Source organism: Citrifermentans bremense R1 (assembly GCF_000426865.1).
GTDB lineage: Bacteria > Desulfobacterota > Desulfuromonadia > Geobacterales > Geobacteraceae > Geomonas > Geomonas bremensis.
On record NZ_AUGE01000051.1, the window covers coordinates 1 to 15,089 of the forward strand.

The window sequence follows — 15,089 nt, forward strand, 5'->3', positions numbered from 1 at the left end:
GTTGTAAAAGAGCAAAAATCACGACAACAGCAGTTCAGCAAACGTCAGCAAAGGCTGTTGCTGACATCCGCCGCTTTATTTCAACGGCCTGCTAAAGCTTTTTTTGCCACTCGCAGAGGAGGCGTTCTCTAACCGTTGAAATGAGAGCGTATATGGAGGTTTTATATAAGGTGGACCTTTGTGGCTAATTGTCTACTTGATATACGACATGTAGAAGTGTAAATGAAGATTGAATTATAAAAACATTATATAAAAGTTGCTGGATCGCTGCTTTTAAAACAGATCTGGTCGGCTATTGCTTTGTTTGAGTAAAGTACAGTTGTTCACCGATGCCAGTGTTTCTAATAAACTGTTTGATAATTTAGAGTTATTGCTACTAGCGAAGTTGGTGTTACACTAATTACTGTTGCACGAATTTTTCGGTTTGTACAACTGGTAAGAAACACGCGGCTGCTGTGAACCCAGTTTAGTTTATAAAAGATTTGTCCTTCAAGTGAATTGCGAAACTTAAATAGTTGAATTGATGGCGCTGGGCTAACTAATTCAAAGTAGGATCTTGGGGGAGAGCAATTTAAAACCCAAAATTTAGGGCTGCTGCCGATAAGAGCAAAATCAGAGTAATCTGATGACGCAAAACCCAAGGGTCCATGAGTGTTAGATGCTATGGATTGCCGGTTACCGAAGAAGCGGAAAGTTTTTAAAAGCGCCCAGGTTCACAGTGTAAAAGCTGAGCTGGGCGTTTTTTATTGGCTGATGACGAAATGGCTAGAGTTCTGCTTTGATTTTGAGTCACATACTGCTTTCTACAGCGACAGTGCTAGCAGACCGACGTGATTCCTTAGTGTCTTACACAAAAACATAAGCAGCAACACTTTAGAACTGGAGGAAGTATGTTCAAAAACAAGATGAAAGTAATGATGCTTTTTGCCCTCACTTTTATGCTCTTGCCTGGCTGTGCGGCGATCCAACACCGCAATCTAGAAGTCTCGGCTAAAATGAGCGAAACGGTGTTTCTTAATCCAGAAACCCTCGAGTCAGGCAAGCCTATCTACGTGAGAGTGACCAATACGTCTGACTTTCAGGAAATCGACTTCGGCAAAACACTCAAAGATCAAATCACCTTATCCGGCCGCACAATTACAACTAATCCGAAAGAGGCTGCATACCTCTTACAGGCGAATCTTTTGTACTTGGGTGAAGAAAAGAAAGACATGACGATGGAGGGGGCTGTTGCCGGCGGCGTAGGTGGTGCCATTCTCGGTGTAGCCAGGGCTGAAGGTCGTGGATATGGAGGCGGGCTTACAGGCCTCGCCATAGGTGCAGCAGGTGCTGGGATTGGTGCACTGGCCGGGTCTATGGTCCATGTGGATACCTATGTAGGCTTGGTGGATATTTCCATTAAAGAAGCCGTAGAAGGTGGTGTAACTGGTACGGAAACAGCTTCCGTCAGCAACGGGTCCAGTACCTCCAAAAACACTACCCGGAACGTATCCGATAGTAGGCAGGAGTACCGCACCCGCATCGGCGTGAAAGCCGTGCAGACCAACATCAACCGCGAGGAAGCTGCCAAAACCATCTCAGGCCGCCTTGCCTCGCAGATAGCTGGATACTTCAAGTAAAGACTAGAACTACAGGATAGAACTCAGATTCTAGGGGTTAGCGCATGGTAAAGAGAATTGCCTTGCAGTACCCTAATGTACCATAAAAAGCTCGGGGCAACACATTTGATTACAGCTATCACGTCGTCGCAACGGAGTAAGTCGTAGCAGCACTGCAGGCTTTTACGGCGTCTGGTTCAAAACCATGACCTTTCGCCCTGAAAGCGGTCCAACCTCAGTGTAATATGCTGGAATAGCCGGTTGGTGTGCCAGGGGTGAAGGTTGCGGGTATGGTGGCGACTTACCGACCTCGCCATCGGTCCAACCGGTGCAGGAATTTGTGTACAGGTCGGGGCGATGGTCCTGGGGGTGGGGGGGCGGTGGGTGTGTACCAAAGTGTGTACCAAAAACAGGAAGAATTGGGAAACATGGCAAGGATCGAAAGACTTGCGCTGGAGCTAAACGTTTGATATACCTGTAAATACCTAATCTAGCGATAGGACGGCAGCACAATAAAAACGGCTCATAATCCGAAGGTCACAGGTTCAAATCCTGTCCCCGCAACCAAACGTAAGTTCAGGCACTTAGGATCTCCTAAGTGCCTGTTTTTATTTATTAATCTCTTCTCGGTTTGGGCCGAATTCAAATCCTGCTTTAGCATTTGAAAGTGTGTCCAAAGAAGTCCGCTTTGTTCCGGTGGGGTGTTTTCGTGGGGAGCGTATGGTGCCAAAATGGGAGATTTTCTTAGAAAAATTACACTGTCACCTGCTTTCAACAACCTAACTAGCCCACGCCCTTGATGCGCCTATTCGCCTTATTTTAGGGTGGTTTGAGCCACCAGCAGGTCGGCCTGCTCATGAGCTTCCCTTTTGTTTTCATAGGTGCTGCACTTAGAATTGTCTCTTCTGTCCTTCTTTTTATAAGTAAGGCCGTATCTGCCCTTTTGGACGGAGGCTATTGAAAGCTCGTACGTGCTCCCTTCCGCGCAACCCGCCCAAACGCCTTCTGGATTTTTGATCCACTCGATATCGAAGCGCAAGCTATCCAACGCGTTTTTCATTTCCAATGCCGTCTTGTACCTTTTCTCGGGATAGGGATTGCACGCCTTATTGATAATCCTCTTCACCTTTTCAGGGATGTATGTTTCAAATCCAATTGTTTTGATTAACGTGCCCTGGCGAATATGAGCGTCAGTGTTGTCAAGATCGTCCAGCAAAGAACGCCACTGGTAAATGTTATTGGCTACTCGGAACAAAGTTAGCCCAGCAGCAAAAATATCAGTTTGTATAGTGGTTTCATTGCTTAAATAAAATTCAGGCGGACAATGAGATAGATAGCCTTGGTCGCTACCGACTAACGTTAAAGTAGTAGTGGCTAGCCCAAAGTCAGACAACTTTGTAGAGTCAGCGCACAAAAGGACGTTGCCAGGCTTAACGTCACGATGCAAATACCCATTGGAGTGTGCGAAGTATAGTCCAGATAAGACACAGCTCATTCGAGCGCAAGCCTCTTTAACTGATATCCAATGGTTCCCTAGTTTTCCCTCTAAGGACCCCTCTGGCAGATATTCAAGGTCTAGTACGAGGATGGGACCATCATCGGTGGGGAATACGTTTGCTTCATTAATCTGGACAATGTGCTTATGTCGGCATTTGTCCAGGATCTGCGCCTCTTCAAGCTTTTGCATTATCTCTGATGGATTCGTAACGGGCACTATTTTTAAGGCTTTTCTGCAGGCCAGAGCCCTGTCGTAGGCGAGAAAAACTTCGCCAAAGTGCCCGCCGCCTAGTCGCTGCTCTAGGACATATTTTCCTATTTCTTCTCCTGTCATAGGCAAAACCACGCTACTAATACCGCTTCTTTTTGAGCTTTATCCCAATATGGCGGGTTATCGCCGAAGACGGAATCAACGTGCTCAAGCAGATTAGTTGACCTCGGTAGTCCGAGTTTGGAAGGCGTTATTCCACGTGAAGAATATTCGCAAATAGGGATATTCTTCTTCTTTGCGATTAAGTTTAGAACGCCCATTGGAAAGGCCAGCGTATGTAGCTGCTCCAATGACGGCTCCAGCGTCAGTTTATAAGCAATTGCATCTGGTGTGTGTTCATTTATCAGATGCTCGAAATGGGTTTCGTACCAGTCCAATAGCCGGGGGACGTCGTCAGGGGCACTAGTTGGTTGTCGCCCTTTGTCCCTTAAAATTGGGGCACCCTTGTCACCTTCCACGACGGCAAATCTCAAGTGATTTTTCTGTAAGGCGATGCCAAGTACCTTCACGTTCTCCTCCCTAATTGAATAGCCCAGCTAAAAGCGCCAGCGTGTGAGGTTTCGTATGATGTGTCTGGAGTCCAAATGCTGCGACTGTTTATTTAATACCAGCACTCTCCTTCAGCATCTTTCGGAGCTGGATTTTTACCGCATTGCCAACTTTAAAGTTGAACCCCCTCCAGTAGTCATAAAATGCCTTCTCGGTCTTAAACTCGCCACATCCTGCTTCTAGGTCAGCGAGAGACATGACAGCCCCAATATATTCTCTGGTAGTTGATGATCGCTTTTTCGAGGCTATGGTCCAAGGCTCGTGTACCAAGATCTGCAGGTCTTCAACATGGGAAAGGGTTTCTTCATTGAAGGTGTAAAGGGCTATAAGGTCCAGGTGAGAGGAGTACTCTGCAAAGGGGCGAAAAGTTCCCGGCCACCGACGTTCGGGGTAGGCAAAATATGTGTTACCGGTGTATAGTGTGATCCGACTTTGGGTCCGAGTAGCGGGTTTGGTCTTGGTGCTCTGCCGTTTTGCTACCTTCACGTCAAGAGCGTAATATTTGCCGTTTTGCTCAATTTCGACGTCTGGGTACCCACGTTCGGTGCCCTTCCTTGCCGTAATGCCAGGCACTTGCGGAAGTCGTTCTAACAAAAAGGAGATTATCGACTGTTCAAGGACGTTTGCCAAGGCGGCGGGTTCTGTCGGCAGTGGCAGGAAATGCCCACCGTCCCTAAGGGCTTTTTCAAGAGCGACTTCATCTTTGATCGTTAGCGGCCACTTAATTTTTCCGGCACCAGTTGGTCTAAATATTGCCGATGGGGAAAGGACATGGTCCTTGCAGATTGTCCTCAGCAGTGTTAGTAGGTCCATCATGCCCTCCTCAATCAAAGGAATACCTCACTACGACACGTTTTAAAGGATGTTCATGTTAAAAGCAATAAGTTTGTTCACTGGCATAGGTGGACTTGATTTTGGATTTGAAGCTGCAGGATTCTCAACTGCTGTTGCAGTTGAGATGGATGCTGTTGCTTGTAGAGAGTTGCGTCGAAACAGAGATTGGCCGTTACTTGCAGATGATATTCACAAATTCTCGTCTCAACAAATTCTTGATACAGGTGGACTGGTTCCCGGTGAGGCGGATGTTCTAATAGGTGGCCCTCCTTGCCAACCGTTTTCCAAATCGGGGTACTGGGCTGGTGGCGATGCGGCACGACTTAGTGACCCGCGATCCTCGACGTTAGAGGCTTATCTTCGTGTATTACGAGATTGTCGTCCAAAAACCTTTCTTCTCGAAAATGTCCACGGGCTGGCTTTCAAAGGTAAGGATGAGGGGCTCAAGTTTTTGCTTGAAGGTATTCAATCCATTAATAAGGGCTTGGGCACCAATTACATTCCTTATTGCAAAAAGTTAAATGCCGCAGAGTATGGTGTCCCGCAAAGTCGAGAGAGAGTTTTCCTGATTGGTTCCCGTGATGGGAAGCCTTTTCGATTCCCGGAGCGAACCCATTGTACGACAGACGATGTTGAAGGCATCGATAGTGGACTTATGGCTTACAAGACGGCCTGGGATGCTCTCGGTGACCTTCCTGCTGATGCAGGTGGTGATGAGCTTAGAGTGAAGGGGAAGTGGGGTGAACTACTCCCAAGTATTCCAGAGGGAAATAATTACCTATGGCATACAGGACGCGGTGGCGGAATGCCTTTATTCGGCTGGCGGACTCGATACTGGAGCTTTTTATTAAAGTTAAAGAAGGATCAACCATCTTGGACCATTCAAGCTCAACCGGGGCCAGCCATTGGGCCTTTCCACTGGCGGAACCGAATGCTTTCGGGGCGTGAACTCTGCAGGCTCCAAACATTCCCTGACAACATCACCTTTGGGTGTTCTAGGTCGGAAGTCCAGAAGCTTGTTGGCAACGCTGTCCCGTCACTGCTTGCAGAGGTTCTTGCTCTGGAGATAAAGAGGCAACTACTTGGAGTTCCTGCCGATGCAGCTCTAAAATTGCTTCCACCGTCGAGAGGGGTGGCTCCACCGCCAGAACCGGTTTATCCTGTTCCGGAGAAGTACCACCATCTTTTAGGCGACCATGCTGACCATCCCGGTGAGGGCCGTGGACGCGGTGCTGCAGTGAGGCAAATTGAGCAGGATCTTTTTTAGCGTCAGCGGGCTAGGTTGGCTAGGTTGGCTAGCTGAGTGTTGTGGATAACTTTTTCACTGGTAAACAGTGGATCTTCAGGATTGTCCCGCGGAGAGAACGAATGAAGAGGGCTGAGCTTTGCTTAGCCCTCTTGTTTTATGGGGGCCGGGAAGGGGGGGCAATATAATTGACCACAGCCTCTCTGGTTTAAACGGGTAACGGAGCAACACGGCAGTCTTTATTCCTTCTCAAGAGTACGCTCAACGGTGTGCATTATCTCCGACACTGGGACACCGATTGCCGCAGCAATCTTGAAAACGGTGCTGAGGGTTGGGCTCCTCAAGCCGCATTCCACTTGGGAGATGTAGCTCCTATCCAATTCGCTCGAAAAGGCCACAGTTTCCTGTGACATCTTTTTCAGAGTCCGTAGCTCCTTGATAGTTTCACCGAATGCTTTTTCAGGGGTCATGGGTGCGCCTCCGGTGCAGCACCCTATCACAGATTAAAATAAACTTCCGTTGACTATAGTCAACGGTGGTGGTATGGATAAAGGAAGCAGTGACTCAAAGGAGGTGTTTCAAAATGCCAAAAACGAAATTTTTGAGCGCGGCTATCCCCGAAATTGGTTTTTTAAGGCTGAAACAAATACTAGGTGACCCAAAGGCGGACCCGCCGATCCCAGCCATAATACCAGTCAGTAGGACCGCGTGGTATGAAGGAATGAAAACTGGGAAATATCCCAAGCCCGCAAAATTTGGCCCACGCACATCACTGTGGGATGTTGAGGAAATCCGGGCCTTGTTGAAGCATTAAACTTTTATCGAAGCGGCTGCACTAGTTCGTAGCCCTCGGCTTAACTGGAGCAAATCAGCATCAACATCAGCTTTACTTTAGTCGATAGATAACTCTTAATGGATATGAAACTCTTTATCGTTTTTTTGGTTCCCTGTTTGGTGCCACGTTTTCTGAATTGCCAAATTTTTGATGAAAAAACGTAATGATTTCGCACTAACTCAAATTCTGTCCCCGCAACCAAAAGAAGATCAGGGACTTGCAAAGCATTTGCAAGTCCCTTTTTTGTTGGGCTGTACGCGGCGTTCCCTCCTTGCAGCAAACGTACTGCTTCGTCAGCGATTACATTTCCTCGGTGGGTCAATCTGCCTGGGTGGAGTGTAATGCGCGAAGACCTCTGGGAAAGGCCTCCGGAAATTTTCCGGAGGCCTTCTGCTTCTTCGGTCCGATTTATTTCGCTACGAAAGTTACCGCTACTGCATGGTTTGTTGTAATGTTGGCGACATTATAGCCGCCATTACTAACCTGAGTCGTTACATCCGTTCCATTGTCAGTCACGGTTGCGATCTTGTAACCGCTGTTTGGCATTATGTTTATAAAGTAACTATTGCCATCCATGATCTGGGTAGAGCTGACGCCTATCCTTCCGTTTGCACCCGCAGTGCCGTTAAGCGCCCAGTAGATTGCAGAGCACGTGGCAGTGATTGTGGTGTTTGCAAGCATGGCATTGGCCGGTGTATAGGTATATGAGCCATCGGCATTCTTAACTGCGCTGCCAGTGACATTGACACCACCGACCACGAGTCGGTACAGTTTGTAGTGGGCGTTTGGCTCCACGTCAATCTGAGGCTTGGAGCCAGAGGCAACCGAGGTACTGGCGGTTGCCGTTGTACCGTTGATCTTGACGCTGCCATTGGTGACGGTGGTGGCCAAGGTGACGGCATTCCCGAAAGTAACATCAAGGCTGTGGTTTGTCGCCACATCTGTGAAGGTGAAAAAGCTGGGAGTCCCAACAGATGTGCCGTCAACCTTAACGTCGCGGATAGCATAGCCGGCTGCAGGGGTGAAGTAGAAGGTGGCACTTTTCCCTTTTACTATTGACTCGGTGCCTGGAGTCACGGTGCCGTTGCTAGTTGCCCCGACAGTAACGGTGTATGCCTCGTCTGCAGTGAAAGTCACCACAAAAGTGTGGGCTGCTGTTATGTTTGTGAACTGATAGCCGCCGTTTGCGCGTACGACGCCGAGTACATCCGCACCGTCAACGGTGGCAGCCGTTACGGTGTAGCCGGCTTCAGGGCGGACACTGATGAAATAGTCACTTCCTGATGCAACGTCAATTGATGTTGCTCCAAGTGTGCCGCCCTTTGTGCCGCCGACAGTGACCGATGAAGCGGAAAGGGAAAAAGTCGTGACTGCCGGCGGCGGCGCGGGGGCTGCTGGCTCAGTGAATGTCGCCGTTACCATGATGCCGCGGTTTTCTGCGCCAGATGCCGGTGTGCCGACATTGGCCGTGCAGGAAAGGGGATCCGATTGTGACGGTGTACACCCTGACCATTTCACAAACGTCTGGCCAGGTGCCGGAGTCGCGGTAAAGGTAACATCGGAGGCGGGTGTAGCACCGATGGCGCATTCATTGCCCCCGGCGGTGGTGCAGCTGTTGGCTCCCTCGCTGACCGCCACGCTCCCTTGCCCAAGAACCCGGGTGACCGCCGGGACGATGTCTGCTGTCAGCTGCTTGGCCCTGAACTCCGTATAGCCCATGGTCTTGTAGTGCGGTTTATAGTTCGGCTTGCCGGCATTCGTATTGGCAACGGTGCCTGCCTCGTCCAGGTAATCGTACTGGGCCGGCTCCGCGAGCTGCACTCCATGGAAGAATGGAGAGCTGTTCCCGTGGCAGTCCGTACAACCGCCGGAACCGTACGGACCAGGTTTGACGACTGGGTTAGCCGCGTCGCGCTTCGCAACGACGTTGTGATTCACTGCGAAGTCATGGCTTTCTGCAACGGTGCTCTCGAAATACTCGACTTCGCCTGCGGCGTTCAGGAAATAGACTTTGTCGGCGCGGACCAGGACGGGTCTGCTGGCGATTTTGTCGTTGGAGGTGCCGGCAGTGTCAGTGACAGTGCTCATTCTCACGAGAGCCGCCTTTATCTCCTCCTTCCTATGCAGGATAGGCGCCCCGTTGGCAACCTGCGTCCCCGCAGTCAGCGGCAGCGACGCGAGTCGGGCCACATTCTGGGCATACTGGTCCGTCATTCCCTTGCGAACAAGACGAAGATTAATCGGCCTGATCACCGCTGCACTACCCTCTCCGCTGATCCATTCCCCGAACCATGCGGTGTAGAGGGGCTTCACGGTGGTGATCTTGTTACCCCACCACTTGAGGCCGGGGTACCAGCGAAAGGGCTGGCCGGTCAGATCGACGAGGTTCTTTGTGGGGGCGAGGGGGTCGGTTCCAAGGTATGCGTTCAGTTTCGAGATGTTCTGGGTTCCGTTGGAAGCCATCTCGATCACCTGCTCCGGAATCGTCGGTGCAATCGTGCTGCCGGCACTGACGAAGCGGATATGGCATACCTGACAGTTCAGGAAGTTCATGTGGGAGCCTGGAACCTTGTTGAGGTGTGCCGCGGACGGGTTCGGCGCTGCGGCGTCACCACCATCGAGGTGGCAGTTTTCACAGCTTTTCACCGTATTATCCAGGTCGTTGCGGATGGTGCCGATGGTGATGTTCCCCTTGCCAACCTGGTGGGCGTTCCCCGTCGCGACACCGAGGGAGTCCTTTGTCCCCGTATTGGGGGTTACGTGACAGCGGGTGCAGGCCAGGGCCGAGTGGACGTCGGTGGTGGCAAGGGTGGTGCGCCCCGACTTCTTGCCGTCGGGAGAGGTGTGGCAGCCGCGGCAGTTGGCGTTCCCGGCAGCGCCGATGACGCCTGTCGGAATCACATAATTATTGCCGCTGTCGGCAACAAGGGTGCCGGCGGTGGTGCCGAGCCCATAGTTGATGGTAATTGCCGTTGCCATCGGTGGTGTGCCGTCAGCAACGGTAGTGGCGTAGGTTACCTGCCCCCATCCGGCGCCAAGAGTCGCGGCCGAATCGAAGTTGGCAACGCCCGCAACCGAGATACCGCGGGCTGTGGCGGCACGCTTGTGCCAGCTTGCGCCCATGTCGTTGTTGTTGAATACCACATAGTTCTTGGTGGCATCGACGACTGTCTTTGTGGTCACGTCGTACTTGTTCATGTGGCACATGAGGCAGTCCGGTTCCATGATGCCGGTCTTGCTCCATGCTGCCGTTCCAGGCACTCCGGTGCTGGGGTTGATGAATCCGTAGTCGCCATCCAGCTTGGCGGCTGGATCCGTCAGTGCCGCAACGCCGCCGAGGTAACCGAAGAGGTTGGTGGTTCTATTGAAGTAGAGGTTGCCATTGCGGTCATATTGCGTAGCCGCGCCACCGGGGTGGCAGGCGCCGCAGTTGGCGGTAAAGAAGTAAGAGGTCTTGTCCATCTGGGTGCTGCTGGTATTGTTCTTCCGAGCCAACTGGCTCGAGTCCGAAGACGGCGGTCACCACTTTCCATACATACCGTCTGAAAGAAGCCAGGGCTTCGCGGTATTGTATGTGTCCGATACTCTAATGTCGCTGTTTGAGAACCCTTTCCCCTGCTGGAAATGGTACCCTTGGGTGATGAGGCTGGTGTCGTGGCAGGTACCACAGGTTTTTTCCGGGCTGTACGGAGTGGTGCTGCCGACCGGTATCAGATTCCCCGTCCGGTCTTTGAGAGGTACTGCCCCTGCTGAATCGGTCTTGTGGTACGTCGACGCTTTTGCCAGGTCCGCTCCTGCGGCCGCGGCAAAGGCGAAGGCACATACCGACAGAGCCGTCAGCAGCGTCTTCTGCTGTTTCTTCATCTGTCCTTCCTCCTTTTTTTGGTTTCACCTGCAACCCAGCACCTCCTGGAGGGTCCGGGGCTTGTGGCTTTGCATTCTCTAATGAAGCGGGTTTTGTCATTGCCATTGATAACGTAGTATGCAATTATTGGAATATGGCGGTATGAATCTTGCTCATATCAAAATTAATACTTTTCTGATTAAGTCTGTCGTAGCTAATATTACATTTCCAATGCCAAAGCTTTTTGAGGCCTCTGTGGGCGAGGTTTCAAATGCACAGTATCTACAAAGCTGCGGATTGGCTGAATGGTTGGCGCGAAATCACCCAGAGGAGAGGTTTCTGTATCAATAATTTTCATGTAATCATTACGAAGGTTCATTGGCCGTTTCGGGTGAAAGGTTACAAATTTTGGAACCACGGCAGGAGAGAGCGAAACTATGGACATCGAGTATCTACGAACAATTATTACTGTTTTGCGGGAAAAGAGCTTTTCCAAAGCTGCTACTGCTCTTAACGTGACCCAGTCGGCGGTTTCCCACCGGGTCAAGTTTCTCGAAGACCATTTCGGGGGGCGCCTGATCGATCGCTCCGGAACAGAGCTGATGCCAACAGATATGGGCCTGCGGGTTTTAAAAAAGGCTGAGCGGATTGTGCAACTCGAAGATGATCTCATTGAGGATGTTGCGAATTTGGGAGGGGATCGGACGCTGTCCATCGGCACCACTGTCGCGTTCGCTGTCAATCATATGTCGAACATCATGAACAAATCTTTTCTGTCACATTCCGAAGGTGCAAATCTTAAGATTCTTGTTCAACACCCGAAAGCGCTGCTGGATGGTCTGAAAGGCGGCTTTTTCGATATCACCGTGATTGAGCACAACGGTAATCTTGATTTCTCCGGTCTCAAAACATTTGAACTCCCTGACGATGAGATGGTTTTTATCAGTAACAGTGCGCCGGAGCTTACTTCGTACGACTCCCCGCTCTCCTGGTTGCTTGATAACCGGATAATCGCCCGTGTTGAAGGCTGCAGTTGCAGGGATATGCTTTCCGAAAACCTGCATAAATGCTCTCTGCAACTGAGCGATTTCAAGGGAGTGATTGTATGTGATGATCTGAAATTCATGATAGAGTCTGTGCTTACTGGACAGGGGATCGCTTTTGTTTCTAAAGCCCTTGTTGTAGATCATCTAGACAAGAGACGGCTTGTGGCGCATAGCATCGAGGGATTCAATCATTTTAGAAGAATTACCGTCGCTATAAAGCAGGAGAAGTGCAATGACGACAAAATCAGGTCGCTCCTTGGCGCGATTGTTGACATTACGAAAATCGCTGCGATTTCACCTTTTCTCTGGCTCCCGTTGCTACAGAGTTAGCCCACGCTGAGGTGTCAATCCGCTTTGAAAGTTGACCCACCATCCGCGTCCAACATTGACCCACCCCAGGTAGCAGTTTTCAGTTCTTGATTCTGGTCTTGATTCTCCAGCTATCGTTTCCCGTTTCGATGATCTTGCAGTGCTGAGTGACCCTGTCCAGGAGTGCCGTGGTCATCTTGCCGTCGCCGGGTAGTGTAAAGGGTTTTTCGCTTTTTTTCTGGCAGTGCCTCTTCGGGTTGCCATGTCCACTTCTATGGGCTCATGGCCTGGGGCAAAAAGCAGAGGAGACAAAACGGTGGCTGACCCATGGTCGCGTGAGAAATTTAAAAGAGTCAGGTTTTGGAAGTAGTCGGAAACGTATACGGCAGAGCTGGGAACTGAGGGCGGGAGTAACAATGAAAACAGTGCTGCTATTGAGCTTTGTGCTTTTTGCCTTGACGCCAGGGGCAGTCACCTTTGCTGAAGTTTATCATGGTTTTAAACAAGTCAAACCGGAAGATTGTTTCTCTCTTGATATAACTCGGATTCAATCCTTGCCTCCTTCATGGCATAAATACGGAAAATTCATAAAAATATGCCCGGTAAAGAGAACTGCGCGGTCCACGGCGGTTGTTTCGATCGTTTCCGTCTGGACTGAGGATTATCTCAACACCAAAGCAGTCAAAACCTGGGAAGAGTTTCCATACAGAGGGTCCGTCTTGATTCTTGCAGCTGCCTTTGAGCCTGGGGATTCGGTTACCGTGGCTTTCGCGGACCAGGTGCGAAATAGCGTCCTACCTTTTCGTCCAGTTCGTCAATCCAACCCGCCTTTGAATCGGGAAAGGCGTCCGCGTAGGGGACGTACGGTTTGATATCCAGCACAGGCGTGCCGTCCAAGAGGTCGACGCCGCGCAGGTGCAAAGTCTTTCCCTCGACCTTCACCAGGCTCACCGCCGAGAGCCCTATGGAATTGGGACGATGCGGCGAGCGGGTCGCCAGGACCCCGCGCCTTGGCCCTCCGCGCGGAGGTTTCACAGAGCTTCTCCATCCCTCACTCAGATGAAAGGCGAAGATGAGCCAGAGCCTGTCAAAGCCGCTCAGGTCGCGGATGGTTTCTTCGTCAAGCCAATCCTGGAGTTCCAGGGTGGCGACGGCAAGCTCGCCGGTGTGGGTCCCTTCGGTAATCGTGCTTTGGTGCGGGGCGTCGATGCGGCGGGAATAGGGGGATCGCAAAAGGCCGATGGGGCGGTACGTGAAATCTACGTCTTGGAACATGTCAGGCGGTATCTCTCTTCGCTGCGATTTATCCAGGGTGCGAGACCCATAAGCAATTGCGTGGGACCACGTTGCGGTTTCGCAGTGTAGCACCTTTCCTCTCTCAGTTCCAACAAGATCAACGGCACGCACACGGATTCAACGGAAACAACGGATAACGGCAGGTAGAAATTGAAACTAAAGATGTGAGATTTTGCAGGGCGTTAATCTGCAGTTATCGTTTTTGTTTCCGCCTTAATCCGTGTGCGATGCAGTTAGGGTCTGTTCTTCCTGTGGTTTTTGCGACTGGGGGGCTCGCTTCACTATGCTGAAGTAATCCGGATCCTCCAACTTCCTGACAAAATCGAGCCCGGCATTTTCGTCTGCACCCGCTGGAAGGAAGACTTCCCATTCCAAAAGGGTACTCAATTCGTCTGTTATGTCTTTTATCTTCATTGAAAGCCGATCATCTGCAAATTCCCAATAATAAAATCTGGCCGGGGTTTCGGTGTAGAAGAAGCGACTCGACACGAACTTCTGGCTGAACTGGTTGGTTCTCATGTTGTAAAACAAATTCCGATCTTCCATGCGGATCACCACAAGGTCCTTATCAGGGCAGACTGTTGACGCTGAAGGAAATATCATATGCGCGGCGCTTTGCGCGTTAAGATACTGCTTAACCGCTCGCAGCCCGGTATTGAGGACGTTTACGATCCCGTCCCCATGAGCGTAGATGTGATTTTTTTCGGTGTCGATGGCGATGGCATTGAGGCCCATACTGCAGCCCACCCTGCTGCAGCCTCTCGGCGGCGTCAGGTTGCTTTCCAAAACCACCGTACTGTTTTCGGTACCTATCACGAATTTGTCGGGGTTGTATGACAGCCTTAAAGACTGCTGCGGTACGCCCGCTGTCTCGTAGGTGCTCACCGTACTGCTGACGAGATCTATGGATTGCTTGATTACCCTGAAGTTGCAGCCTTCGCTGATGACGGCGTAGTAACAGTTGTCCTTATTGCTGGACATGAACAGGCCTTCGAACCCTGCTCCTTTCTGATAGTAGAAATGCTGGTTGACTTCGAAAAGAGCTGTGAAACCGCAATCACTGTCTGAAAGCCTGGCGCGCCACACGTTGTTTTTCGTCTCTATGTTGACGAAAAGGAAGGCGTCTCTGTCCGGCAGGATATCCATCACGGCCAGGTCCTTGAAGTTGGGTGAACGGTACCTGGTGGCGGTCATGCGCCTCATGTTGAGGAGAATGATGGTCTCGTCATCCTCGCGAAACATAATGTGATGCTTGGAGAAGCACATTCGGGTCAGGCCGTATGGGGCGAATTCGGTGGCAAGATCAACCGCCAGATCCGGCGAAACGGTCATGGAGATTGGTTCGGCGGAAAGGGCGAACTTCAGCGCCACCTCGTCGTCGACCCATTTGACCAACTGCTCCATCCCGAGTTCTTCGAACGGCCCCCTCAGTTTCGCAGCTTTTACGGCATTACCCAGTAGTGTCCGGTTAAGAAATTGCACGTCTGAGCGCGCTCTTTAAAAATCGAATAAAAAGCAGTGTTGTGGCATTTTTCTCTTGACAAGGAGAGGAAAAAACGCGCGGCGCATATTCATAACTAACTGATATTGCGGAGTTATGAATATGCCCCAACATTGCTTGCCTTGTGCCAGGCATACGGCACCCTTTTCTTTCAAGCGTCTGTTCAAGCCTGCCCTTGATGAGGTATCTTCAGTCACCCCAGTACAATCAAGGAGCAACAGACCCATGACCTTTACCTTTGAACATCACCTGAAAGCGTTGGT

12 protein-coding genes, 1 pseudogene and 1 riboswitch are annotated in these 15,089 nt (G+C 50.7%); of the genes and pseudogenes, 4 read left to right on the top strand and 9 right to left on the bottom strand.

Annotated features, from left to right (window positions below; translation table 11 throughout):
• The first annotated feature begins 595 nt into the window (after positions 1-595).
• Positions 596-683, top strand: a riboswitch (cyclic di-GMP riboswitch).
• Positions 684-890: 207 nt separating this feature from the next.
• Positions 891-1,619: a complement resistance protein TraT gene (gene traT, locus K419_RS22345; protein WP_051293105.1), complete on the top strand. Its 729-nt coding sequence runs from the start codon at positions 891-893 to the stop codon at positions 1,617-1,619.
• Between the two features lie 793 nt (positions 1,620-2,412).
• Here traT and K419_RS0118145 read toward each other — a convergent pair.
• The 3 genes from K419_RS0118145 to K419_RS22350 all read right to left on the bottom strand — a co-directional run bounded on the left by K419_RS0118145 (position 2,413) and on the right by K419_RS22350 (position 4,731).
• Positions 2,413-3,429 carry a serine/threonine-protein kinase gene (locus K419_RS0118145; protein ID WP_026842800.1) on the bottom strand — a complete coding sequence of 339 codons (1,017 nt, stop codon included), beginning with the start codon at positions 3,427-3,429 and terminating at the stop codon, positions 2,413-2,415.
• Positions 3,426-3,875, bottom strand: a complete 450-nt coding sequence (locus tag K419_RS0118150; protein WP_026842801.1) for a RuvC family protein — start codon at positions 3,873-3,875, stop codon at positions 3,426-3,428. Before K419_RS0118150 ends, K419_RS0118145 begins: the two co-directional genes overlap by 4 nt.
• Before the next feature lie 88 nt (positions 3,876-3,963).
• Positions 3,964-4,731, bottom strand: coding sequence for a type II restriction endonuclease (locus K419_RS22350; protein ID WP_156912243.1), 768 nt, complete (start codon positions 4,729-4,731; stop codon positions 3,964-3,966).
• Positions 4,732-4,783: 52 nt separating this feature from the next.
• Between K419_RS22350 and K419_RS23295 the strand changes: the two genes are divergently transcribed.
• Complete coding sequence (locus K419_RS23295) at positions 4,784-6,016, top strand: DNA cytosine methyltransferase (protein ID WP_026842802.1); 1,233 nt, start codon at positions 4,784-4,786, stop codon at positions 6,014-6,016.
• Between the two features lie 218 nt (positions 6,017-6,234).
• On the opposite strand, the gene K419_RS0118165 is transcribed toward K419_RS23295, so the two are convergent.
• Positions 6,235-6,465 carry a helix-turn-helix domain-containing protein gene (locus K419_RS0118165; RefSeq protein WP_026842803.1) on the bottom strand — a complete coding sequence of 77 codons (231 nt, stop codon included), beginning with the start codon at positions 6,463-6,465 and terminating at the stop codon, positions 6,235-6,237.
• Positions 6,466-6,578: 113 nt separating this feature from the next.
• Here K419_RS0118165 and K419_RS0118170 point away from each other — a divergent pair, with 113 nt between their 5' ends.
• Complete coding sequence (locus tag K419_RS0118170; protein WP_035497500.1) at positions 6,579-6,809, top strand: helix-turn-helix transcriptional regulator; 231 nt, start codon at positions 6,579-6,581, stop codon at positions 6,807-6,809.
• A 429-nt stretch (positions 6,810-7,238) separates the two neighbouring features.
• Here K419_RS0118170 and K419_RS0118175 read toward each other — a convergent pair whose 3' ends face one another.
• A complete protein-coding gene (locus tag K419_RS0118175) occupies positions 7,239-10,292 on the bottom strand; it encodes an InlB B-repeat-containing protein (RefSeq protein WP_026842805.1) in 3,054 nt (1,017 codons plus the stop codon).
• 57 nt (positions 10,293-10,349) lie between these two features.
• Positions 10,350-10,694 carry a hypothetical protein gene (locus K419_RS0118180; RefSeq protein WP_012531311.1) on the bottom strand — a complete coding sequence of 115 codons (345 nt, stop codon included), beginning with the start codon at positions 10,692-10,694 and terminating at the stop codon, positions 10,350-10,352.
• Between the two features lie 417 nt (positions 10,695-11,111).
• On the opposite strand from K419_RS0118180, the gene K419_RS22355 reads away from it, so the two are divergent.
• Positions 11,112-12,050, top strand: coding sequence for a LysR family transcriptional regulator (locus K419_RS22355; RefSeq protein WP_051293108.1), 939 nt, complete (start codon positions 11,112-11,114; stop codon positions 12,048-12,050).
• Between the two features lie 79 nt (positions 12,051-12,129).
• Here K419_RS22355 and K419_RS23690 read toward each other — a convergent pair.
• The 3 genes and pseudogenes from K419_RS23690 to K419_RS0118205 form a co-directional block, all read right to left on the bottom strand.
• Positions 12,130-12,234: pseudogene (locus K419_RS23690) on the bottom strand (ATP-binding protein); the annotation flags it as partial.
• A gap of 551 nt (positions 12,235-12,785) precedes the next feature.
• Positions 12,786-13,304 (bottom strand): tRNA (N6-threonylcarbamoyladenosine(37)-N6)-methyltransferase TrmO, encoded by a 519-nt coding sequence (tsaA, locus tag K419_RS0118200; RefSeq protein ID WP_026842806.1) that lies wholly within the window; start codon positions 13,302-13,304, stop codon positions 12,786-12,788.
• A 234-nt stretch (positions 13,305-13,538) separates the two neighbouring features.
• Positions 13,539-14,729, bottom strand: coding sequence for a hypothetical protein (locus K419_RS0118205; RefSeq protein ID WP_156912244.1), 1,191 nt, complete (start codon positions 14,727-14,729; stop codon positions 13,539-13,541).
• Positions 14,730-15,089: the final 360 nt, after the last annotated feature.